This window comes from Undibacterium sp. KW1 (assembly GCF_009937955.1).
Taxonomy (GTDB): domain Bacteria; phylum Pseudomonadota; class Gammaproteobacteria; order Burkholderiales; family Burkholderiaceae_D; genus Undibacterium.
In genome coordinates this window covers 4,464,051-4,484,879 of record NZ_AP018439.1, presented here as the reverse complement: position 1 = coordinate 4,484,879, position 20,829 = coordinate 4,464,051, and the positions used below count along the sequence as shown (strand labels likewise).

19 protein-coding genes and 1 pseudogene are annotated in these 20,829 nt (G+C 51.3%); 9 read left to right on the top strand and 11 right to left on the bottom strand.

From position 1 onward, the window contains the following. The first annotated feature begins 20 nt into the window (after nucleotides 1-20). The 4 genes from UNDKW_RS20180 to UNDKW_RS20165 all read left to right on the top strand — a co-directional run bounded on the left by UNDKW_RS20180 (nucleotide 21) and on the right by UNDKW_RS20165 (nucleotide 4,147). On the top strand, nucleotides 21-1,799 hold the full coding sequence (locus UNDKW_RS20180; RefSeq protein WP_162060168.1) for a hypothetical protein: 1,779 nt from the start codon (nucleotides 21-23) through the stop codon (nucleotides 1,797-1,799). A 10-nt stretch (nucleotides 1,800-1,809) separates the two neighbouring features. After that, nucleotides 1,810-2,202 carry a hypothetical protein gene (locus UNDKW_RS20175; RefSeq protein ID WP_162060164.1) on the top strand — a complete coding sequence of 131 codons (393 nt, stop codon included), beginning with the start codon at nucleotides 1,810-1,812 and terminating at the stop codon, nucleotides 2,200-2,202. Nucleotides 2,203-3,298: 1,096 nt separating this feature from the next. Continuing rightward, the gene (locus UNDKW_RS20170; protein ID WP_162060163.1) at nucleotides 3,299-3,745 is read left to right on the top strand and encodes a hypothetical protein; all 447 of its coding nucleotides are present in this window, start codon (nucleotides 3,299-3,301) and stop codon (nucleotides 3,743-3,745) included. 141 nt (nucleotides 3,746-3,886) lie between these two features. Further along, nucleotides 3,887-4,147 (top strand): hypothetical protein, encoded by a 261-nt coding sequence (locus tag UNDKW_RS20165; RefSeq protein ID WP_162060167.1) that lies wholly within the window; start codon nucleotides 3,887-3,889, stop codon nucleotides 4,145-4,147. A gap of 91 nt (nucleotides 4,148-4,238) precedes the next feature. On the opposite strand, the gene UNDKW_RS20160 is transcribed toward UNDKW_RS20165, so the two are convergent. The 4 genes from UNDKW_RS20160 to UNDKW_RS20145 form a co-directional block, all read right to left on the bottom strand. Next, nucleotides 4,239-4,427 (bottom strand): hypothetical protein, encoded by a 189-nt coding sequence (locus UNDKW_RS20160; protein ID WP_162060115.1) that lies wholly within the window; start codon nucleotides 4,425-4,427, stop codon nucleotides 4,239-4,241. Next, nucleotides 4,424-5,287, bottom strand: a complete 864-nt coding sequence (locus UNDKW_RS20155) for an AAA family ATPase (protein WP_162060114.1) — start codon at nucleotides 5,285-5,287, stop codon at nucleotides 4,424-4,426. The genes UNDKW_RS20160 and UNDKW_RS20155 overlap by 4 nt, the downstream gene beginning before the upstream one ends. Beyond that, entirely contained in the window at nucleotides 5,241-6,485 is a 1,245-nt protein-coding gene (locus UNDKW_RS20150; protein ID WP_162060113.1) for a DDE-type integrase/transposase/recombinase, read from the bottom strand. The genes UNDKW_RS20155 and UNDKW_RS20150 overlap by 47 nt, the downstream gene beginning before the upstream one ends. 164 nt (nucleotides 6,486-6,649) lie before the next feature. Continuing rightward, nucleotides 6,650-7,207: a hypothetical protein gene (locus tag UNDKW_RS20145; RefSeq protein ID WP_162060112.1), complete on the bottom strand. Its 558-nt coding sequence runs from the start codon at nucleotides 7,205-7,207 to the stop codon at nucleotides 6,650-6,652. Between the two features lie 159 nt (nucleotides 7,208-7,366). Between UNDKW_RS20145 and UNDKW_RS20140 the strand changes: the two genes are divergently transcribed. Then, complete coding sequence (locus UNDKW_RS20140) at nucleotides 7,367-7,546, top strand: hypothetical protein (RefSeq protein ID WP_162060166.1); 180 nt, start codon at nucleotides 7,367-7,369, stop codon at nucleotides 7,544-7,546. 436 nt (nucleotides 7,547-7,982) lie between these two features. Here the strand turns inward: UNDKW_RS20140 and UNDKW_RS20135 are convergent, their stop codons facing one another. From UNDKW_RS20135 to UNDKW_RS20115, 5 genes and pseudogenes are all read right to left on the bottom strand, one after another. After that, a complete protein-coding gene (locus tag UNDKW_RS20135) occupies nucleotides 7,983-8,828 on the bottom strand; it encodes a replication-relaxation family protein (RefSeq protein WP_162060161.1) in 846 nt (281 codons plus the stop codon). Between the two features lie 14 nt (nucleotides 8,829-8,842). After that, nucleotides 8,843-10,630 (bottom strand): type IV secretory system conjugative DNA transfer family protein, encoded by a 1,788-nt coding sequence (locus UNDKW_RS20130; protein ID WP_162060160.1) that lies wholly within the window; start codon nucleotides 10,628-10,630, stop codon nucleotides 8,843-8,845. Between the two features lie 363 nt (nucleotides 10,631-10,993). Continuing rightward, complete coding sequence (locus UNDKW_RS20125; RefSeq protein ID WP_162060159.1) at nucleotides 10,994-11,761, bottom strand: hypothetical protein; 768 nt, start codon at nucleotides 11,759-11,761, stop codon at nucleotides 10,994-10,996. Next, nucleotides 11,761-12,696 carry a DUF4398 domain-containing protein gene (locus tag UNDKW_RS20120; RefSeq protein ID WP_162060158.1) on the bottom strand — a complete coding sequence of 312 codons (936 nt, stop codon included), beginning with the start codon at nucleotides 12,694-12,696 and terminating at the stop codon, nucleotides 11,761-11,763. The genes UNDKW_RS20125 and UNDKW_RS20120 overlap by 1 nt, the downstream gene beginning before the upstream one ends. 81 nt (nucleotides 12,697-12,777) lie before the next feature. After that, nucleotides 12,778-13,335: pseudogene (locus tag UNDKW_RS20115) on the bottom strand (recombinase family protein). A gap of 1,020 nt (nucleotides 13,336-14,355) precedes the next feature. Between UNDKW_RS20115 and UNDKW_RS20110 the strand changes: the two are divergent. The 3 genes from UNDKW_RS20110 (at nucleotide 14,356) to UNDKW_RS20100 (ending at nucleotide 16,786) form a co-directional block, all read left to right on the top strand. Beyond that, entirely contained in the window at nucleotides 14,356-15,045 is a 690-nt protein-coding gene (locus UNDKW_RS20110) for a hypothetical protein (protein WP_162060157.1), read from the top strand. Between the two features lie 70 nt (nucleotides 15,046-15,115). Further along, a complete protein-coding gene (locus tag UNDKW_RS20105; RefSeq protein WP_162060156.1) occupies nucleotides 15,116-15,613 on the top strand; it encodes an NUDIX domain-containing protein in 498 nt (165 codons plus the stop codon). 180 nt (nucleotides 15,614-15,793) lie between these two features. Continuing rightward, nucleotides 15,794-16,786 (top strand): Fic family protein, encoded by a 993-nt coding sequence (locus tag UNDKW_RS20100; protein ID WP_197892940.1) that lies wholly within the window; start codon nucleotides 15,794-15,796, stop codon nucleotides 16,784-16,786. A gap of 21 nt (nucleotides 16,787-16,807) precedes the next feature. On the opposite strand, the gene UNDKW_RS20095 is transcribed toward UNDKW_RS20100, so the two are convergent. Then, nucleotides 16,808-16,984: a hypothetical protein gene (locus tag UNDKW_RS20095; RefSeq protein WP_162060155.1), complete on the bottom strand. Its 177-nt coding sequence runs from the start codon at nucleotides 16,982-16,984 to the stop codon at nucleotides 16,808-16,810. Nucleotides 16,985-17,289: 305 nt separating this feature from the next. Next, nucleotides 17,290-17,628: a helix-turn-helix domain-containing protein gene (locus UNDKW_RS20090; RefSeq protein WP_162062038.1), complete on the bottom strand. Its 339-nt coding sequence runs from the start codon at nucleotides 17,626-17,628 to the stop codon at nucleotides 17,290-17,292. A 134-nt stretch (nucleotides 17,629-17,762) separates the two neighbouring features. On the opposite strand from UNDKW_RS20090, the gene UNDKW_RS20085 reads away from it, so the two are divergent. Then, a complete protein-coding gene (locus tag UNDKW_RS20085) occupies nucleotides 17,763-20,825 on the top strand; it encodes a CHC2 zinc finger domain-containing protein (RefSeq protein ID WP_162060154.1) in 3,063 nt (1,020 codons plus the stop codon). Nucleotides 20,826-20,829 lie beyond the last annotated feature (4 nt).

Here is a 20,829-nt window from a genome sequence, read left to right as displayed (position 1 = left end):
GCCAAGGTGCAGCAATCGCAATGAATATGCAAGACGGCTTCAACTGGAAATCAGTAGCACTGTCGGCACTCAGTGCTGGTGTTAGTAATGGATTGCCAGCGACATTGCCAGGTTTTACTCCTGGAACGATGAACGTTATGGCAAAAGCTGCACTTGGTAGTGTAATTACCCAAGGAATAGGTGTAGTCACTCATTTGCAAGACAGCTTTAACTGGCGTAATGTAGCAGCTTCCGCTGCGGGTGCCGGGGTTGGTAAGGAAGTCGGTGACTGGCTGGACACAAATAAAGTATTTACTGACTTGGGTGCTGTCGGGAATGGTATCGCACGTGGCACGGTCAGTGGTTTTGCTGCGGGTGTGACAGTTGCTGCGATGCGTGGTGGTCGAGTTGAGATGGCGCAGATTGCCAGGGATGCGTTTGGCAATGCCCTGGGCGAGAGTCTCGGAGCGCAGAACACCAGTGGCTTTGCGATACGTGAACGGCCTCTTGCAACATTCTTTAAGCCTGGAGAACTTGAAAAGGTTAACGTTCCATATATAGATGATATTTTGAATCCAGCTGCACAAAATGTGACGGAAGAGCCGATTTCTTTTTATGATGACGAGATTGCACGCGCCAAGCGTATGATGGATAAAGAGCAGTATAAAATCATTCCGTCTACTTCACCCCTTTTGAGAGATGCCTCATCACAGATGTATACAGGTGGAATGAGAACTGGCGGTAAAGCTACATACATCACTCCTCGCATCATCCCGAACGATAGTGTTATTCAGAGTCTGGGGTCATTGGAAGAAATTATAGCGAAACATGGTCAACCAGCTTATATAGACCAAAAAACGGGTGCGATGACATGGGCAATACCTGATCCCTATGCTAGTGTGGAAAGAAGATTTTTGCCTGACGGGAGTACGCTTGAGAAAGATCCTGGTTATTTTGCGACCATACGAAACATATGGGGAGCATATTCCGCTGACAAAATTGATTTTGGAGGTGCTGCCTCAATGACGTGGCAGAATACCAAATACTATGTCCAAGGTTCTGAGCGAATTAAAGGTGCTGGACAAGCCATTGGAGGTGGCCTGGAGATAGCCGGTGCCATACCATTGAGTGCAACGACTGTTGGCGCAATTGTTGGTGTTCCTTTGGCTTGGCATGGTGGGGATAATGTTGGTACGGGTATCAACAGGATGATCAATGGTGAACGACAAAATACACTGACATATGATGGTGTAAAAGATTTAACAGGTTCCTCTCGCTTTGCTCAAGCCGTAGATGACGGCATGCCATTCTTAGGCGGTGTGGCTGGGGCCGGACAGTTGATAAATGCGGCTAGTAGAAACGCGGCTAGTAGAATAGGACCGCGATTTCGTGAGGTGGAAGTAAGTAGGCCCGATTTTGCGCACCCTGATGATTATTTTGCATACACAGAGAGGTATGCTGATCCACGTGGCTTTGTAGATGATTTTGTTTCTCAAATGAAGGGGATAAAACCTTCTGTCGATCCGTTATATGATCCTAAATTGACGTCATACGGTAGTGCTTTAGTGGCACCTCAAGTGCCTGTTGGAAGTGAAGTTTTGAGGATCGGAAAAAGTGCACTTATAAGGGACAGCGAACTTTTCAAGTCGATATGGCACGAAGAAATGCATATTCGATTAGGACGTCAGGCGCAGCTTGGTAACTGGAAAGCAATGGAATTGACAACTGGGCCGCTGATTCATGAGGAGATATATGTTGAGCGAGTTGCGACGCGCTATGCAAAGTTATACCAAATGAAGCATGGGCAATTTAACCACTAAAGAGGTAGTAATGAGTAACGAAGTCATTTTTAAAAGTTGTATGGATAGTTTGATCAGAATTTTAAATGAATTGGAGAGTAGCTCAGCTCCAGAAAATACGAAACGGATTGACTTGGCAATTCGTTTTGCTAAAGAAATCGAATTACTTTGGCCTTCAATTCCTCAATTTGTCCCAGAAAGTGGAAAAAATATTGGAACCGATGCTGACCCTACAAATTATGAGACATACAAATTACTGAAGAGTTTCGGTTTAACTCTTGATGAGCTTGTGCAGGTGGCAAAAAGTGAAAACCTACCAGAGTTAAGAATCGTAAGGATGGTAAGACTTGTATATGGAGTTGGATTGGATGAGGCGTGTTCTTTATTGAAAGATTTCTTGCAATTAAAAATTTTAAAAAACTAGAGTCAAATTCCTGCCTGCCCCGTTCAGTGTTCAGTTAAGCCAAATCCCTTCGCCAGATCAGCAATTTTTGCAAAAAACGGCGGAGGGATTTGGATCAGTCAACGTGCAATTAACGTAAGGCAGCCACACACAGCAAAAGCCAGGGTATTCCCTGATTAAAGTGGCTCACTGACGGGGCTTGCACAAAATCTTTTGCAATTGATAGCAAAATCCATATCCTATGTGGGAGATGCAAAGCAATTTGCACTCTTCTGCGAACCTGCTCAGTACTAACCCTACTGCTCGCGTTCTGAACATTGCTAGACCAGGCCAGTGTTCAGGACACGAGACAACGGGAACCTAGAAGGACGAAACCAAACAGATTTCAAGGCCTGGTCGCTTCCTGTTTGGTTTTTTTGTGTTTCGTTTCTCCGGTTGGACGGAAGTAAATCCCTGAATTGCCAGGTAGGTGCCCCGTGCGTGAACAACATGCACCCAGCGGGGAAGGAGACATCGTGGGCGACCACGGGGGTGTGCATGGCTGGCTGTTCCGACGAACGACACGGAAAAAAAGCCCAGTAAAGTATCGGCGTGGGCGGCAACGGTCTCGGACGATGGGGAGCAATCCTGAGGCATGCAACAAGCACCCACACCTTCCTGCCTCACTTGCCATCATTCTGCAATAAAAAGAAAAATGGTCAAGGGGGACAGGGGGTATGACACCGAGCATTGTCCTCTGAACTCACCGGAAAACACCCCCGCAACCGGTCAAAACTCCTCCATAGCAAAGCGTTCACCCCACCCGCCACACTTTTATATCCCCAGCAACAAAGCTCCCCAAAACCCCAATAAACCCCGATTCCCAACAAGGCTAAAAAATCACAATTCACCTCTTACAAAAATTCCCCGATCCATGATTTTTTAACCAGGCAGACAGCGTAAAGACACCGCGTAGATGATGAACATCCCTGCTGCATTTCTGCATAGCCCACCAACTGCACCGGCCCCTCGCCAGAATTTGCAAAGCCAGGCCGACACCATATACTGCCAGACAAGCACCGGTTGCTATGCCAATTGTGGCAAGTTGTGACCGGTTGCTGCCTATCTCCATCCTCCCATGTTGCCTCCTACTCCTTCCCGCCTGACCCTGGCCGATGTCGCCCGTGGTGCCGCCATGAGCGTGCAAAACCTGCGCAAGGTCTACATCAACAAAGGCCGCCTCACTGTCTGCCATGACAGCCTTGATAAGCCCTATGTCGAACTGATTGAATGTATTCGGGTCTTCCCTGGCTTCCAAGTGCCAAACAAAGACAAACCTGTTGCCGACAACCCAGTTGCGCCAGGTTTCCAACTGTTGCAGCAACAACTCAGCGCCCAGGACACAGAAATAGCTACCCTGCGCCAAAAGTTGAGTGACGAAGCCCACCAGCGCCAGCAAGCGGAAGAACGCGAAACCTGGTTGCGGCAACACCTCGACAGACTCGCCCAAGAAAACCTCCTCCTGCTATCCGCACCGGCCAAGACAGCAAAGCCCTCCTGGTTCGCCCGCCTGCTCGGCCATTAGTGAGCAGGCTACCAGCAACCGACAGCAAGCAGACGCAACCGCCTGGCAACCAGACAGCAACCAGGCAATCCCTGGGTATTGGTCGGGGACTCGTGTGCATGTTGCGCATGGGTCGCCCACCGACACACAGGAGCAGCAAGCATGCAGCAGCAAAACAAACTCATCGAAGCCGTGGCCGCCCGCCTCAAAGATTACCCCCTCTACAGCCAGGAAGACAGCGCAGGCAACCCCATGATCGCCGCCAGACTCTTCAATGCCGCTGGTAGCGGCACCTGGTACTTGATGTTGCGCACGCCGCTTCCATCGTACTTCCTCCCAAATTGTCATCGCACGATTTTGGCAAGATTGAGCCGGGATTACCCCATTCCGGTCATACGATTTTGCATGTCCAGCTTCACTTAAATCATAACGACAACCAAATTGCCGTCATATCGAATGTCGTGTAAAAGGGGGCATGTCGCCCCCCGAAAGATATGATGATATCGGCTACCCGCTAAAACGACTCATCATCATCCGACTCCCTCTGTATTGGATTGTGCTGTGACGCTTCTTGCAGCATGATTTTTATATCATCGCCGTAAGCCTGCATCAACATGTCACGCACCTGATCAAGAAACTCAACGATGGTGTACGCGTCCTCTGGCCGAAGGTAAGTGTTGAGCTTGTGGATACGCATGCTCATGATGGCACCCGCTGCGGTTTGACCTGTTGCTTAAGCAAAGCATCGTGTGAACGCCAGTGCGGCTGCAGAAGCGCGGCATTGACATGCGACACCGTGCAAATGCGTTGATGATCGAGGCAAGCAGCAATCAGACTAGCGTAACAAAGGTTACGACATAGCCGCAAATTACCCTGCACCGCCCGCAATACGACCTGCAAGGCTGCCTCATCGAAAGTGTTGGCACCCAAACCAACAGCAGCCAGCTCGGTGACGACAAATTTGGTCAAGTCATCGTCATGCAACGGCAACACCTGCCTGGAATAACTGATCCGGCTCTTGATGTCTTCATTACACGTCATTGACAAACGAAACATCAACTCAGGATGCCCCAGCAACACCAGATTGTGCTTTTTAGGGAAACGCTCAAACAACAAGCGCAATTTACGTAAAATGCCCACATCCAGCAAGTGCGCCTCATCGATCACGATATACAGCGTTTTTTGCGATTGTACATGACGGTAAGCCGCTTGTATCAGCTCTTTTTCAATGTCTTTCATTGGCGCATTCACCTGCAACGACTCCGCCAATTGCTTCAAGATAGGCTGATAAGTATGCATCGTCTGGCTAAAAGACACCACCACCGTATCGCGCTCCTTACCCAAGTGTTCCAGATGTTCGCGAATGACAGATTTGCCGACGCCAGGATGACCCACAATCACCGAGAAGCCCCCGTGCTGCGCATGAACCCTGATCATCTCCACGGCTTCGGCCTGCTGCGGCAACAACGCCACCTCACTGCGGTAAAACGGCTCTTTAGTTAAACCGAAGGTGGCCTTAATCATCATGCCCCCCAACCGTTGCCGGCAGACGCAAGCGCGCATTGGCGTATAAATCCAGCACCGTTGCTTCCCCCATGCGGTGGCCGTTGAAATACACCACAAAACGGTCACGGCGCATGCGGTCATAGCGCACCTGAATGGATTTGTCGCGTAAATCGACCGGGCATTCATAGCGCTGCGAATGGATCGAGAATACGTTGGTCTTACTCACCTTACGCGTCTCCTCCATAAAAAACACTTCTGCAGAAAACGCATCGTCAGTCAAAAACTTCACCCGGTTACGGTCCAGATTGAAACGATCAACCGGCGTCATCCCTATGGCACTATGAGACTTCGAATTGTATTCCCCCTCCACCCATTCATGCGTCAGGCGATTCAATTCTTCCAGAGACGTGAAGCTGGGATGCAAGGTCAGAAAGCGATCCCGGAACCCCCTGAAGAAACGCTCGATCTTGCCCTTGGCCGCACCGTCACGAATCGGCGCATGAGAGAGATGAATATCCAGCCGCACACAAGCCTGCAGAATTTCCTTGGCGGAATAATTCGCGCCATTGTCGAAATAGAGCCGCTCCGGCTTACCGCGCTTGTATAAAGCCGATCGGAAGGCCAACACCATGTTCTCGGTATTGTCGCGGTAGAAAAACTCGGCATGTGTCACCACCCTGGACGCATCATCGATGAAGGCGATCAGGAAAGTCTTTCTCCAATGACCATCCGCCTGTTTGATGGTCGGGCCATACAAGGTGTCAGCTTGCCACAATTGATTGGCGAACTGCATGGCAAACGACAAGCGTTGCTTTTGCACAGCCTTGTCATCCAGTAACTGGTGGGTGCGTATCATCCTATAAAACGTGGTCGGTGCTAATTGCGAGCGGGTGAACAAACCGCGCTGCAAAAGTACCCGGTATAGAACGCTTTTGGGGATCACGCCGACCTTATTGTGTGTCAGCGTCGGCAGCACTTCATGGATTGCCTCGGCCAACTGATTCACCTGCACCTTGCGATAAGCATCTTTATCGGAACGGGTCTTGTTTTGCAGGGTGGTCATGCCATGGCTTTTATGACGATACAGCCATGTACTGATGGTGCGCCAGGTGAACTGGTGCAGGTGACCTGACAAGCCATCGATAAAGGTTTTATCGGCGACGAACTTGATGCGCTCGCGCATGCTATTGCCGGGGGCATCATGCACGGCATTCAACACCCGTAGTCGTAATTCAAATGAAGGTTTAGCAGCCATGCGTTCTCCTGTTGAGTCAAAAAAGAAGGCAAAGCCTATCTGCGTCATCCAAAATGATCGAGAGTCAAAACCTGTTGCACGGGCAAGGAAAGAGAAATCAATGGAGCTGAATCTACAGAAACGATGGGAATGTGGAAAAAAGTCTGACGACCGGCGAACACGCATCACAGAAATGATCGTTGCAATTGCGACTGATAGGCCGTGCAAAGGTGCTGTCCAAAGCGCTGCAATAAGGTTTGGAATGTTGACATCAATGACCCCAGACGCGCAGAACGATGTGTTGTCATGAACGGATTGGCATCCTGTAGTGGTGGTCGGTGCGGTAAGCTACGGTAGACACTCGCCTGCATGTGTAAGCGATGCAACCATCGATACGCATTGCGCGGCATGCTGACACCGGTCGCCTGGTGATAAGCGTGCTGGACGGTCATGCCCGCCATCAGCAAGAGCACCAACGCCACCACACAGCAGCCAGCATGATGTAAATAGCGGATGGTCGAGTCCAGATAAAGCTGCATGGTACGCCCGCAACCGGTGCGATGATGGCGGTTGGAGCAGTAGACGCGTTTGCCAACTGCTTGCGGTTCGGCACCCAAGCGTTTCTTGCGGATGAAGCCGTGCGAAACCAAGTGCTGTGTTTGCTGACAATGCTTGCATTGCGCGTACTCCAGCTGCATGGTCTGTTGGTGAATGGCTTGAAGGTTGGGATAGTAGCGTTGCATGACGGCACCTGAATCGGAAAAGATGCCTATTTTGCAGTATTCAATTTGGTACAGGAAAATTCGCTTGGGCGAATTGGCGTTATAGCTGACAGGTTCTTTGATGATGGGAAATCGGTACAGATAGGCTGATTTGTACGGTGGGAGCTGGGGAAATTACACTTGAGCGAGTTCGATGGCGAACGCATTGCCTTTGGCTATGTCACCGGCCTGGATTACGATGAATGGGGCTATGTCGATCTACAGGAAATGGCCGCCATCCAGTTTAGCGGCTGGCACTGCATCGAGGTTGATTTGCACTTCACCCCTTGCCGCTTCTTGGACTTGCCACCGTCTACCTAGACTGGTTGCCAGCCACAGGTGTAAAATAAAAACGCCCCCAGGTTCATACCAGGGAGGCGTTTTTTACTTCTTCACGCTCGTTTTATGGATGCTTGTCGATCTTGCCTGACCCGCAAAGCACGCCTACATAGAGAAACACGCCGAGCCGTTGCATTATTAATGCGCGACACCGTGATCTTGCTAGCCTTGCTTTACTGGATAGGTACACACTACGTCTAGACGCTGGACAGAAGTAAAGCCCTGCTGTTCGGGTAGATGAGGGGTGGGATGTTCGCGCATTCCACCCCCTTATCTTATTTGCTGACTCATTGACCTGTTTGGCCTGTTTGATCTGTTGATCCGTCTGCCTGCTATCTTAGGCAGCAGTGCCACCGAGTCAAGCCAGATTCCCCAGTCTGGGCCCGAACTGCTCCATGCCCAGACGCTTGCTGCTGACTCAAGGCGAAGCAAACAAAGGCGAGGGCGAGCCATCGAGCCTGAAAAAACCTGCTGCCACGCCCCTTGTGGCGATATCCGGCAAAGTCGATACCTGGAAAATACCCAAAAAATCCTTCACAAAACTTGCCCCCGCCTTGCCTGCATGAATATCCTCTAGCAACTGCGCCATGCGCTGCGGCGACTCCGTGACCAGCAGCACGAAAGGCGCACGGGGATGCTGGAAACGCTGCGAGATGGCCTGGGTATCGATGGCCTGCGCGTAATAGCGCACCCGATCCAGGAGACGGGTGCGGCCCGTGGTGCGGTCAATCTCCACTGCCACCAGGCGCGATTTACTGCCATGCTCAAAGCGCAATACCCAGTCAGGAATGATAGGATAATCCAGCCCTGGCACGACCACACGGTTAACAGCGAACTGCGAGGCATCCTTCTTCCAGTAGCCGATACAGCGCGACACCGCCACATCCTCCGTACTATCGGCCCATTCCCAGAACTTGGCGGCAAACCAGGCACAAGCCTCCCTATGAAAATGGTCGGCAAAGGCAAAACTGATGCCCCCTTGCGGGTAATACACCGTGCCAGGCGGCCAGGCTTCCAGCTCGGCCACATAGGCCGCACCGGCCTTGGTCAGTGCATAAGTGGTACCGAGCGCCTGCTTGTTCCTGGTGTAAAACACCTTATGACAGATCATCCCCAAGCCATGCTCAATCTCATGCAGCAAATGATAGGTAGTGCGCGGCTTGCGCTGGCTGCCGGTCAGCTTGTGTAATAAATCCATGCTGGCAAACTGGGTACGTGCCAGCAGGCGCAGGATTTTTAATTGCTCAGGTTGGAGAGAAGGCATAGGCAAAAAGAGAGTTAGGCGTGATCCCAGTCAGGGTCACGCAGACGCTGCAAACGGGCGCGTTCCGTGTCGGAAGCAGCAGAGGGCGTGCCACTGCCACCATGGCCGCCATAGGCAGGCATGCCCGCCTGCGGCTTGCCAGTCAGGCTGTGGTCACGGTAATAGCGCGCCAACTGGTCAGCCTTGACCTGCTGCCATTCCTGCTCACTGATGCTATGCGCAAAATTGCGCAAATCCTTGCGCACCGTGGCACGGTGCAGATGGGGAGGCACCCTAAAGATGAACTCACCGCGCCGCAAATCCTGGATGGCTTCTTCTGGCGCACCCGTGATTGCGGCCAGGCGTTTGACACTGGCAGGGTCACCCGAATAACCGGCGATACGCATGCCGGAATTGCCGAAGACCTGGCTTTCCATGGTGGGCGTCATGCCTGCCCCAGGCACTTGCTGGGCGAGCGTCAGGAACAAGCCATATTTACGCGTCTTGGCATAAATATCCTCAATACTCTCATTCAAGAAAGCATCGGCCTCATCGATATAGGCAAAGCAGGGGCGGCGCAAGTGTGGCAAGACATCCTGCCGGCTCATCGCCGCAGAAAACAGGGACGACAACAGAAACTTACCCCAGTCAGCGGCCACCCCATCGCCCATATTGCCGGACAAATCCACCAGGATAATGGCACCGCGATCGATCTCCTGGCGCAAGTTGAAGGTGGAAGCCCCTGTGACACAACGGGTAAATACCGTGGAGCTAAACAGGTATTGCAGGCGGCTGCGGAGAGCCACGCGAGAATTATTGTAGTCACCGTCCTTGAAATCCTCGCGGATAAATTCGGCATTGACCGCGTTATCCTGGGAATGGGCGGCCAATAGCTCACGCAATGCCTCGGCTGCCGGTTTCTTGGGGTTGCCCATGGCCGCCCACAGATCAAGCAGGCTGGCATTGGCTTGCTTTGCCATCGGTGGCAAGACCGTGCGCAAGAGCGCCACCATGCGTGGCGTGATCTCGGCTTGCTGGGTGCCGACTACCCGTTGCAGGCAGCGCACCAGGTAAGACACGGCGGCATCCTGATAGGGGTTGCGATTGATCTCCTCGAAGGGGTTCATGACAGGCGTTATCATACCTTCTGCTCCGGCCAGATAAGGGTCGATATACAGCAGCCTGCCGCTTCTGGCGACTTCTGGCCAGCGGGCAATCTGCTGCACCATATCGCCATGTGGATCGAATACGACCACCCCTTCCTGGCGTCGTACCCGCTCGAACACCAGCGCCTTGATGAGTTCTGACTTGCCATAGCCAGAGCTGGCGGCAATGAATCCATGGGCCACACTGCCTCCTTCTGGAAACGGCATGGCCCAGCGACGAAAAAACGCCTGACGGGTATCACGACCAGCCCATGCCAGATACGCTGCATACAGCTTGGGCGACGCAGGTGTGGTGGCAAAATGCGTCAGGATGTCGCGGGCTTTGGACTCATAGGCGATAGACAAGTGGGTCAATAAATCGGCACGGCGTTCGCTGACATAGGGCAGCAACTTGGGGGCGGCAGGGCGGTGGCGGTGCAACGGCAAGCGTTCCCAGGCGCGTTGTATGGAATCCGAAGGCAACAGATCACCTGCCAGCACCCCACAAAATTCGCTGTAGGTCAGCGGTAGTGCCTTGTTGCTGGTGGCTCGCCATTGGGTAATCAAAGCAGATACCCGTTGCGCATCCAGGGCCAGCAACCCACCAGAGAATGCCGTGCTGTGTTGCGCCGCTTCCTGGGGCGTCATGTGCTGTGCAACAAAGGTCGATAAATCCATGCAGAACCCCCTGTTTCGATGTTCCCGACCGCCTGGCAGGAGGCAAGGATCATCCCATTATGAAGCCAAGAATGAGACAACACCCCTGGCGCACAAACCTTTATATCCTAAAGGGATAGCGAGTCAAATTTGGCCGAACACAGTACTGATAAACAGCCCTGTAGGCGACACCGGCACGCCACCAAACCGCCAGCCCTCGCACAGACAACCTACAGCAACCGGCAACAACTCAGCGACAACAAGCAGACCAGCAACCACAGCGCCACTACCGCCAATCCATTCCCATCACTGTCACACCTCAACTGACAAGCCAGTCATGCAGCGCAACTGCATTCAATCACCAGGCCGCTTTGCTGGGGCGTACTAAAAAGCACCCGCCAGGGCTTCTGCATACAATTTGTCGATGGTGTGCCGTGCATCGGCCTCCTTGCCCGCCTCGATAAACTTGGTGACAGTTTCCATCAGCATGGCATAGACCTGCTCGCCCATATTCAATTCTTGCTGGGTGCGCATGATTTCGAGCTGGCGGATATGGTCTGCCCTGGATTTGGATTCAGAAAAGCGGGCAGCGGCGTACATCTTGGTTACTTCGCCCATGACCGCATCCTGTTGCAGCAGCATGGTGGATATCGTGTTGACGACGGACACATGGGCATCATCAATGGTCTTGAGCATAGATGCCTGGTATTCCAGAGAGGCCAGCGTGAGGGACTTGTTTAAGTCGGCTTGCAGCTCCTGGAGTTTGAGGTAATGGCCTGCACGCTGCATGTCGATATCATGGGTGAAACGACGGGCATCGGCATCTGCCTGATTGCCAGCACGCACAGCTTCCAGGTCACGACTGTTGTCATATCGCTGCTGCTCCAGGTCACGGTTGTTAGCATGCTGTTGTTGCACCAGATGGCTGTTGTGGTCGTGCCGTTGTTGTTCTATTCCACTGCTATTGGAATAACGTAATTGCTCTAGTTCACTATTGTTGTAATGCCGTTGTTGTTCCAGATTGGTCGTTTGCCGTGCCTGGAATTGGGCGATGTGTGCTTCGCCTGTTAGCTTCTCTTGCAGGAAATGCAGCTTACTCTGGTAGCCTGGGTCAAGTTGTGCCTGAAGGGTGGCAAGGTTCGTCCATCCCATTATGTCGTTTCCTTCAATATGGCCAGTCTTGCTTCCAGTGCCTTAATCTCTTCCAGTTTGGCAACATTGGCCTGGAGTGCGGCAATACGGGCATCACGCTCATCTTGGACGGGCGGCGCAATGGGGAGAGGGCGGTGGGCTTGTTGCTCCAGGCGATCAGCCAAGTGGTCAATGGTCTGTGTTTGCGTTGCCACATTCTCGGCCTGGAGCTTCTGGCCTGCCTTGATGAGGTCTTTGGTTATCTTGGCAGTTTCTGCGGCGACGTTCTTGGTGACTGCACCGACTGCCTGGGCGGTTTGTACGGCGCTTCTCTCATGCTCTCCCCCTAGATCACGGGTGCGGATAAGATGGATATTGTGCTCGTCTTCGAGTTCAGATTGGAGATGAAAAAGCCTGGCTTTATGTTCGTCGATGGTTTTAGTAATGCGCTCGGCGATATCTGTGGCCAGCTTCTTCCTGTCTTGTGGCTGTTTGGTGGTAACTAAAAATAAGAGTATCACGAACCCTGTACCTGTCAAGCGCCATAACCAAGTCGGAAGATCCACACTAAATATAAAACTAATACCCTGTAGAAGGAGCCAATTGAACAGGAGACCGCCGAGAGGCGCACCCACGAAAGCCTCCCAACATTCCTCACTAGACGGCCTGACAATTTGCTTTGAGTTGGCAATACAGTGCATGTCCTGAGGCAAAGTGCTGATGGTTGCAATTCGAGTGTTGATATCCTCAAGAATCTCTTTGCGCCTGCGTTCGGTTTGAATCTTGTCCACATGCTCTGGCCACTTGAATTGACCAGAGTCGACGCACATGATCTCCCTGATACGGTCATGAATGTCTGCTTTATTAAAAGCATGTCTGACGGGTGTCAGCATCTTGTCGTCCAGGTCCCATTTGTTCATGTAAGACTTAATCTCATCATTGGTAAGTTCAGACATCGACCACTCCTTATGCACGTATCAAAAAAATAGTGCCAGGCCGCAAGAAAACAGATATGCAGCCTGGAAGAGTCATGACTATTACACAATTATTGGTGATTGCAAATTGCGGTGTAGGGTGGCGCGTGGTATGTCTAACTTGATGGCAGTTTGCCGTATGGAATTGCCTGCGGCGATTAAGCTGCGGGCGGCTTCGAGCTGACCAGGTGTAATGGTCATGCGGCGACCACCCAAATGACCACGGTTGCGTGCTGCTGCCAGGCCTGCACGGGTGCGTTCGCGGAGCAAGTCGCGCTCCATCTCGGCCAGGCTAGCCATGACGTTAAAAAAGAAACGGCCTGCGGGTGTGCCTGTGTCAATCCCATCGGTGATGCTGTGCAAATGAATACCACGCTGGCGCAAGTCTTCGGCCAGTTTGACCAATCAGCCCAATGTGCGGCCAAGACGGTCTAGCTTCCAGACCACCAGGCTATCGCCTTCGCGCAAATACGATAAGGCTTCAGATAAGACGGGGCGCTGCATCGATGCTCCACTGGCGGCTTCTTCAAAGACCTTATCGCAGCCAGCCAGTGTCAGGGCATCCAGTTGCAGGTGTAAATTCTGGTCGCGTGTAGAGACGCGAGCATAGCCGATCTTCATAGACGAAATAATTAGGAAATGAATGTGAGGTGTCCCATCACCCGTCTCATTGTAAGAATAATTTAAAAAAAGCAAGAGACGAGATAGTGAGACACAAAAACCGCTATTTACCGTCGTGAAGAGTGATCCTGGTTGCTGTGTCCCGTAAAGGAAGGTTTGTGGGGCAGATTGTTGTAGAACAACCACTTGTCAACTGAATTTTAAAGGCGCATAGTTGCGGGATGTTGTGACGATGGTCATCGTCGCGTCATTATTGCGTCCTACGATAAGGATACAAGAATGACATAGCTCAATTATTACTACATCTACTACTCGGAGTTTGATTTGCAAAACGATTCAAGATAATGCGTTCAAAGCGCACCACAGTTATTGTGTCTGCGTAGTCGCATAAATCGTCATGCCATCCCTGCTTGTCGCTGAATTTCGGTGACATGTCTCTATTACACGCAAATTTGTAGCAAAATTCAAACGATCACAATAAATGGTGTGCTATATTACATATGACACCGCAATTCTAGTAATAAAAGATTTGCCCGCCAACTCGGCATATTGTTCCTGCGTAAGTGGTGTCAAGTAAGAAGCAGGCCGCCGAGGACATAACTGTATGTGAGTATGTCTGGCGGCTTTTTTTTTGCCAGAATTTGGCTTAAAAAAAACTCAGCCCACTTCCTAGGGTGGGCTGAGACGCTGCAAAGTTTGAAGCTCTAATGTCGGAACGGTCTTGAATGATGTGAAAGATTTGCGAACCTATCATCAGGCAAGTCGTTTCCGGCATCCCTCGCACATGAAACATGTTTGAGGCGTTTTGCCGTTTATGGGACGACAACCCCAGATTATCACTAATATGGGGGTGAGATGCAATAGCGAATTCAATGGAATTTGAATCGTTAAAGCTATACACACATCTTTTATAAACCTTCTGACAGAAAAGTAAATTTTTTGTTTGAAGAAAAGGCTCAATTGCCAAAAATAGCGTTGCATGTGTAAAAAAATATTGTTTTTTTACCACATGGAGGCGTTATGAGTAGCTATCCCAGAGAATCATTCAATATTGGTCTTGAAGTTTTATCAACTTCATTGCTGATTTCTTCCAAAATGAAGAAATTCTGCATCGATCAACTCAGGCAGGTCTTGTCTTCTCCAACACAGTACGAAGTCAGGCATGTCCCTCAAGTTATGTATCAAATCATTGTATTGGATACACCAACGACAGAAGTTCGTTTCCACATTTACGAAGATTGCAAGGAGACGTATATCCATAATCATAAACACCCGTTTCTCAGCTATGGCTTACAGGGAGGGTATACCGAGAAAATATGGCGATGGGACAAGGATGAGAAAAGCAAATTTTTTTGCTTTGTTCGTCATAAGGGCGGCCAACTGAATGCACCACATGAGTTTCTTGGTCGTTTAAGTCAGTGGTATACCCGCAAGCACTTTGTAGGCAACATATTGACTGTCGGAAACAATAGTTATCATTCGATAGCATCTGCTTCAGGACGTGAGCTTCCTGTTACGTTGATTATCAAAGACAAGTCCCTTGATAGCGGGCAAACACTGGTGTTAAGCAAAACAAGGGAAATTCATGAGCCGATTATTCCAATCCGTTCCCCAGGGCGAGAGGAAGTGGCAAATTGCCTGAAGATACTTGAGCGGATATTGAAAAAGTTTGAGCGTGACAATCCCTCCTTATTACCTATGCTTGCATAGCAATGTAGTCCGGTCTAACAAGGCCGGACTACATCCTCTTTGCGCTACCTATTTTTAGAAAAAGTCTGATATGAACCGAAAAAATTTACCTTACAGAGAAAAGACGGAATTATTTCTCTTGACCAGAAGTTATGAAATCCTGGCGCAAGATCATGGAAAATATATTATGTTTCCAGGTGGAGGTGTTGATCCCAATGAAGATATTGTTGCTAGTTCCAAGCGTGAATTATTAGAGGAGGTCGGCTATGAAATTGTGGGGGATATTTATCCTGTCGTGACAGTGGAGTGGGACTGGTTTCCTGAATGGGCAAATACGGCAACACGAAAGGCAAGATACGAAGAATTTAGAGGTGAGCGAGTCTTTTTATTTTGCGGTTTATGTCAGCCATCAAAGGCGGAAGGTGAAAAGCATGGCGACCAGTGGCAAGGAAATATTGCCATGGGAATTGATGCTTGCTTGTCTTTGTTTGATGCATATTGTATGGAGGATCATGTCAATACCTATGCTTATCGTATTGCTCAACGATGCGCGATTAACTCTACTAAATTACTGAAGCTTGTGAGATAGATTGTTGTATCACACGATGTTTATTTCGTTGGCGCGTCAACTCTGTCAGGTGGTGCGATTTATGCCGCCTGACAATTCTCTTCTATACCGATTTGCTGGAGCTTGCCGCTAAAGTGAATACAATGGCTGCATTCGTCCACCAACTGGTGGCGTTACTCCTTGCCAGTATTAAGTTAAACGATGAAAACGACCCCAGAACAACACCCCGCAGCCATCCTATCGCCGGAAGACAAGACCCATGTTCAAGCCTTGCGCCAGGTCTTTGTGGAGCGTGTTTTATCCGTTACCCAGACCACTATGGACATGAAGAAATTGCTGGCCCGTGCCTTCCCTGATGTCAGCAATGAAGTCAACGGCGATTTACGCGCTGCCCTCGACCAGCTCGATGATTTGAAGCGCTGCCTTGATAGTTTCCGTCCTCTCAATCCAACCCAATTAGAAAATTTGCAGCGTACCTGGGACACCGAATATACCTACGAGTCCAATAGAATCGAAGGAAATACGCTCTCTTTACAAGAAACGCACATGGTCATTGCCAAAGGCATGACCATCAAGGGCAAGTCCCTGGATGAACACCTGGAGGCACGCAATCATCAGGCAGCTATCGGTTATATCCGCGAACTGGCAGGGCAAGAAGTGGTCTTGAATGAGCGCCTGGTGAACCACATCCATGCCATTGTGCTAGGGGGTATCCGTCCACTTGATGCCGGAGTCTATCGCAAGGTGCAAGTAGAAATTACTGGTGCGCGGCATGTGCCGCCGCCACCTTACCTGGTGCCAAAACGCATGGAAGACGTGTTCCATTTCTATGATGAATACGCTACGGCATTCCATCCAGCTTTATTGGCTGCTGACATGCACGAAAAAATCGTCACAGTGCATCCCTGGATTGATGGCAATGGTCGCACCTCACGACTGGTGATGAACCTCATCCTGTTACAGCATGGTTATCCAATAGCGCGTATCTCTGGGGATGATGATGCCAGGCTGGCGTATTACGCAGCCCTGGAACAGGCGCAAGTCGATGGCAATATCGAACCCTTCCGCCAATTGGTGGTGGACTACATCAAGCAAAGCTTCTTTGAATACCTGGCTGCGGTGGTGGTTAATGCCGGTGAAGACATGGAAACCAAAGGTGCTTACTTCTACGAGCGCATGGCCCATTATGTGTAGCATTAAAAAATGCCATTGACACTAAGACGCTAACACCTCAACTGGTGTGCCGCGTTGCGCTTCGGTCACCAGTAAAGCATCGATCTCTGCATAAACTTCCAGCGTGGCGGTATCGGTGCAGGCAAACAAGTGCAAATCCTCTTCGACTGGATTGATGGGGAATGGTGCCGTGACACCTGGCGTGGTGTAGTAGTCCACCAGTATCTTGCGTGATTCTCTGAGTTTCTCAATCGCTAAAAAGCGGCGCTCACGTTCAGCAAGTCACTCTGCTGGGGCGTTGGCAATCTTACTTTGAACGGTCTGGAGCTGTTCGGCCATGCTACTGCGCGACGCAGGTGCTGCCATCTGTGGGGTGTTCATATGGAGGGGGATGAAAGAGTAGCCCATTTACAATATCGAATAGAGAGATTATTTGCAAATGGTGTGTTCTTCTTTTAAAAAGAAAAAAAAGCTCCCCCTATCCCCGACCTCGGCGGTAGGGGATTTTTTTTAGCGGCTAGTTTTTATGGTTTGATCCAGCGCTTGGCATCATGCTTGAGAATCATTCCCTCCAGCAATTCCCTGATGACTTCCTTCTCTTCCTGCGAAAATTGGCTGATGGCCTCGAATTGCAAGCGTAGATCGTCCGAGGGGCCACGTTGATCCTCCTGGTCGAAAACCAACATATCCGCACTCACACTAAGAGCAATTGCCAAGCGCCGGATAACATCAAGCGTAGGTTGCGAAGTGCCTCCCTCGTACCGGCGGATTTGCAGCACATGCACACCAACCTTGTCGGCAAGCGCTTGTTGTGTCAAACCACGCTCTTTGCGTAGAGCGGTCACACGTTCGGGAAATTCCATAGCGAGGAAAGCTGGTAATTGAGCGAACGTCACTATAAGTCCCCCTTTTTAACTGACTTGTTCAAAGATAACATATATGTTAGTTTACGTATATCCGAATAGAGTATTGACAGGTTTCCAGGGGAAAGTGATTTATGGCAAGAATACCAACAGCAGAAGTCGAGCGGCTAAAGAATGAAGTGTCGGTCGAGCGCTTGGTGGAATCCGCTGGTATCGTTTTAAAAAAGAGTGGCAAAGACCAGCTCGGCCTATGTCCCTTCCATGCCGATAGCGAACCCTCCCTGATCGTCACCCCCGCTAAAAACCTGTGGCACTGTTTTAGCTGCCAGATTGGTGGCGGCCCGATTGACTGGGTGATGAAGCTGCGCGGTGTCTCGTTTCGCCATGCGGTCGAATTGCTCAAAACGGATTCTTCTTTAGCTGCCAGCCCTGTTGGTGACTCTCCCGTCAAACGCAGCGTCGTGCGCAGCCTGCCGCCGCCGGTCGTGTTTGATGCAGACGACCAAGACTTGCTGAATCAAACCGTGGATTACTACCACCAGACCTTGCTGGCTTCGCCGGAAGCTCTGGCCTACCTGAAACAACGTGGCCTCGATCATCCCGACCTGATTAGCCGCTTCAAGCTTGGCTATGCCAATCGCAGCCTGGGTCTGCGCTTGCCCGTCAAGCGTCAGCAGACCGGCGAACAAATTCGCAGCCGTTTGCAGCATGTCGGCCTCTACCGTGACAGCGGTCACGAACACTTCAATGGCAGCCTGATCGTTCCCATTCTTGACCAGGCAGGCAATGTCACCGAAATCTATGGTCGCAAGATACGTGATGACCTGCGCAAAGGCACCCCCAAACACCTCTACCTGCCCAACCAGGGCAGAAGCGCTGGTCGCGGCATCTGGAACGAACAGGCACTGGCAGATAATAAAGAAATCATCCTATGCGAAGCACTGATCGACGCCATGACATTCTGGTGCGCCGGTTATACCAATGTCACCACCAGCTACGGCATAGAAGGTTTTACCGATGACCATCTGGCCGCCTTCCAGCGTCACGGCACCCAGCGCATCCTGATTGCTTACGATAGAGACGAACCAGGTGACAAGGCCGCCGACAAGCTGGCCCCCCAACTGATTGCTGCTAGCATCGAATGCCTGCGCGTACACTTCCCCAAAGGTATGGATGCCAACAGCACCGCCTTGAAACTGACACCCGCCCACCACAGCCTGGGCCTCATGCTCAGACAAGCTGAATGGATAGGGCGACCCGCCACCCCCATTGCACCCGCGCCAGTCGTTGCATCTCCTGCGCCTCCAGACTTGCCGCCGATGGTTGAGCCTCTTCCTTTAGCCGCTGAGGCAATCGCCGCCGACATCACGGCCCCGACCATTGCCGTGACCACCGCCACTCCAGGCAGCGAAGCCGACCAGGTACATGCTGCCGAACTCGACAGCGATGAAATAACGATGGTGCAGGACGAACGTCACTGGCGCATCCGTGGCTGGAAAAAAAATACCTCGCCCGAATCTATGCGCGTGAATTTGCAAGTGCGTCTGCAAGCGAGCGGATCAGGCGAACACAGCGCCTACCATGTTGATACCCTTGACCTGTACGCTGCCCGCAGTCGCGCCACCTATATCAAACAGGCTGCCGTCGAACTGGCATTGCCCGACAATCTCATCAAGCACGACATCGGCACGCTACTGCTGCGCCTGGAAACCCTACAAGACGAACTCATCCGCAGCAACTCCCAAGCTAAAAGTCAGCCCCTGACACTGACTGCCGAACAAGAAGCCGCCGCCCTCCAACTGTTGCAAGCCCCTGACCTGATTGCCCGTCTCGTGGCCGACATGGAACGCTGTGGTGTTGTTGGCGAAGCCAATAATTTACTGGCAGGCTACCTGGCCGCAGTCAGTCGCAAACTCGACACCCCGCTGGCTATCCTGATACAAAGCACCAGCGCTGCTGGTAAAAGCAGTTTGATGGAGGCCGTATTAGCCATGGTGCCGCCAGAAGACAAACAGCAATACAGCGCCATGACAGGGCAAAGCCTGTTCTATCTCGGTGAAACCGACATGCAACACAAGATACTCGCCATCGCCGAAGAGGAGGGCGTACGGCAAGCGGCCTACGCCTTAAAACTCTTGCAAAGCGATGGTGAACTCAGCATGGCAAGTACCGGCAAGGATGATGTCACCGGCAACCTCGTCACCAAGCAATACAAAGTCAAAGGCCCCGTCATGCTCATGCTGACCACTACCGCCATTGATGTCGATGAAGAACTCATGAACCGCTGTTTAGTCCTCACCGTCAATGAAAGCCGCGAACAAACCCAGGCCATCCATGCACGGCAACGCTCAAAACAGACCCTGGCAGGCTTGCTGGCCGCCAACGACAAACAAACCATCACCGAGTTACACCAGAATGCCCAGCGCCTGTTAAAGCCGGTGCTGGTCGTCAATCCCTATGCCGATCAACTGACCTTCCTCGATGAACAGACCAGAACCCGGCGCGATCATATGAAATACCTGACCCTGATACGCGCCATTACCTTATTGCACCAGCACCAGCGTGAAGTCAAAACAGTGAATCACAATGGGCAGCAGCTTGCCTATATCGAAGTCACCAAAAGCGATATTGCCCTAGCTAACACCATTGCCCATGAAGTGCTGGGCCGGACACTGGACGAATTACCACCGCAGACCAGACGCTTATTAATGCTCGTACACGACATGGTGAACCGGATGGCGCAACAACAAGACATTTCCCTGCGCGAAGTACGTTTTAGTCGCCGTGACATCCGCGATATCACCAAATGGAGTGACAACCAGCTCAAGGTCCACTGTGCACGGCTCACCGAAATGGAATACCTGATCGTGCATGGTGGCAGTCGTGGCCATGCCCTGCAATATGCCTTGTTGTTTGATGGCAAAGACACCGGAAAACAATTATGCGGCTTGCGGGATGTACAGGATTTGGCCTCAGATAATGACTACGACCGCAGCAAGTTGGGGCAGGCCATTGGCAAGTTGCCCCCAAGTTTGCCGCAGGTTGCCCCCAGGTTGGAGCGTGTACCAACCACTCAGACCCAGGCAGCACAAGGCTTGCCAGCAGATATAAAGGATGCACCACAAAATAAGCGTATACAGCCCCTGCATAACGGCAGTCCTGTCATAGCCGCTGCCATGGCAGCCAGCATAGTCTGAGGTC

Bases quoted from the DNA above. Each gene is read 5' to 3' on its own strand.
- UNDKW_RS20100 (WP_197892940.1), top strand. From the start codon at position 15,794: ATGAAAACGACCCCAGAACAACACCCCGCAGCCATCCTATCGCCGGAA.
- UNDKW_RS20090 (WP_162062038.1), bottom strand. From the start codon at position 17,628: ATGGAATTTCCCGAACGTGTGACCGCTCTACGCAAAGAGCGTGGTTTG.
- UNDKW_RS20120 (WP_162060158.1), bottom strand. From the start codon at position 12,696: ATGTCTGAACTTACCAATGATGAGATTAAGTCTTACATGAACAAATGG.
- UNDKW_RS20155 (WP_162060114.1), bottom strand. From the start codon at position 5,287: ATGCGCGCTTGCGTCTGCCGGCAACGGTTGGGGGGCATGATGATTAAG.
- UNDKW_RS20175 (WP_162060164.1), top strand. From the start codon at position 1,810: ATGAGTAACGAAGTCATTTTTAAAAGTTGTATGGATAGTTTGATCAGA.
- UNDKW_RS20135 (WP_162060161.1), bottom strand. From the start codon at position 8,828: ATGCCTTCTCTCCAACCTGAGCAATTAAAAATCCTGCGCCTGCTGGCA.
- UNDKW_RS20085 (WP_162060154.1), top strand. From the start codon at position 17,763: ATGGCAAGAATACCAACAGCAGAAGTCGAGCGGCTAAAGAATGAAGTG.
- UNDKW_RS20160 (WP_162060115.1), bottom strand. From the start codon at position 4,427: ATGAGCATGCGTATCCACAAGCTCAACACTTACCTTCGGCCAGAGGAC.
- UNDKW_RS20145 (WP_162060112.1), bottom strand. From the start codon at position 7,207: ATGCAACGCTACTATCCCAACCTTCAAGCCATTCACCAACAGACCATG.
- UNDKW_RS20150 (WP_162060113.1), bottom strand. From the start codon at position 6,485: ATGGCTGCTAAACCTTCATTTGAATTACGACTACGGGTGTTGAATGCC.
- UNDKW_RS20180 (WP_162060168.1), top strand. From the start codon at position 21: ATGAATATGCAAGACGGCTTCAACTGGAAATCAGTAGCACTGTCGGCA.
- UNDKW_RS20130 (WP_162060160.1), bottom strand. From the start codon at position 10,630: ATGGATTTATCGACCTTTGTTGCACAGCACATGACGCCCCAGGAAGCG.
- UNDKW_RS20165 (WP_162060167.1), top strand. From the start codon at position 3,887: ATGCAGCAGCAAAACAAACTCATCGAAGCCGTGGCCGCCCGCCTCAAA.
- UNDKW_RS20170 (WP_162060163.1), top strand. From the start codon at position 3,299: ATGTTGCCTCCTACTCCTTCCCGCCTGACCCTGGCCGATGTCGCCCGT.
- UNDKW_RS20110 (WP_162060157.1), top strand. From the start codon at position 14,356: ATGAGTAGCTATCCCAGAGAATCATTCAATATTGGTCTTGAAGTTTTA.
- UNDKW_RS20125 (WP_162060159.1), bottom strand. From the start codon at position 11,761: ATGGGATGGACGAACCTTGCCACCCTTCAGGCACAACTTGACCCAGGC.
- UNDKW_RS20105 (WP_162060156.1), top strand. From the start codon at position 15,116: ATGAACCGAAAAAATTTACCTTACAGAGAAAAGACGGAATTATTTCTC.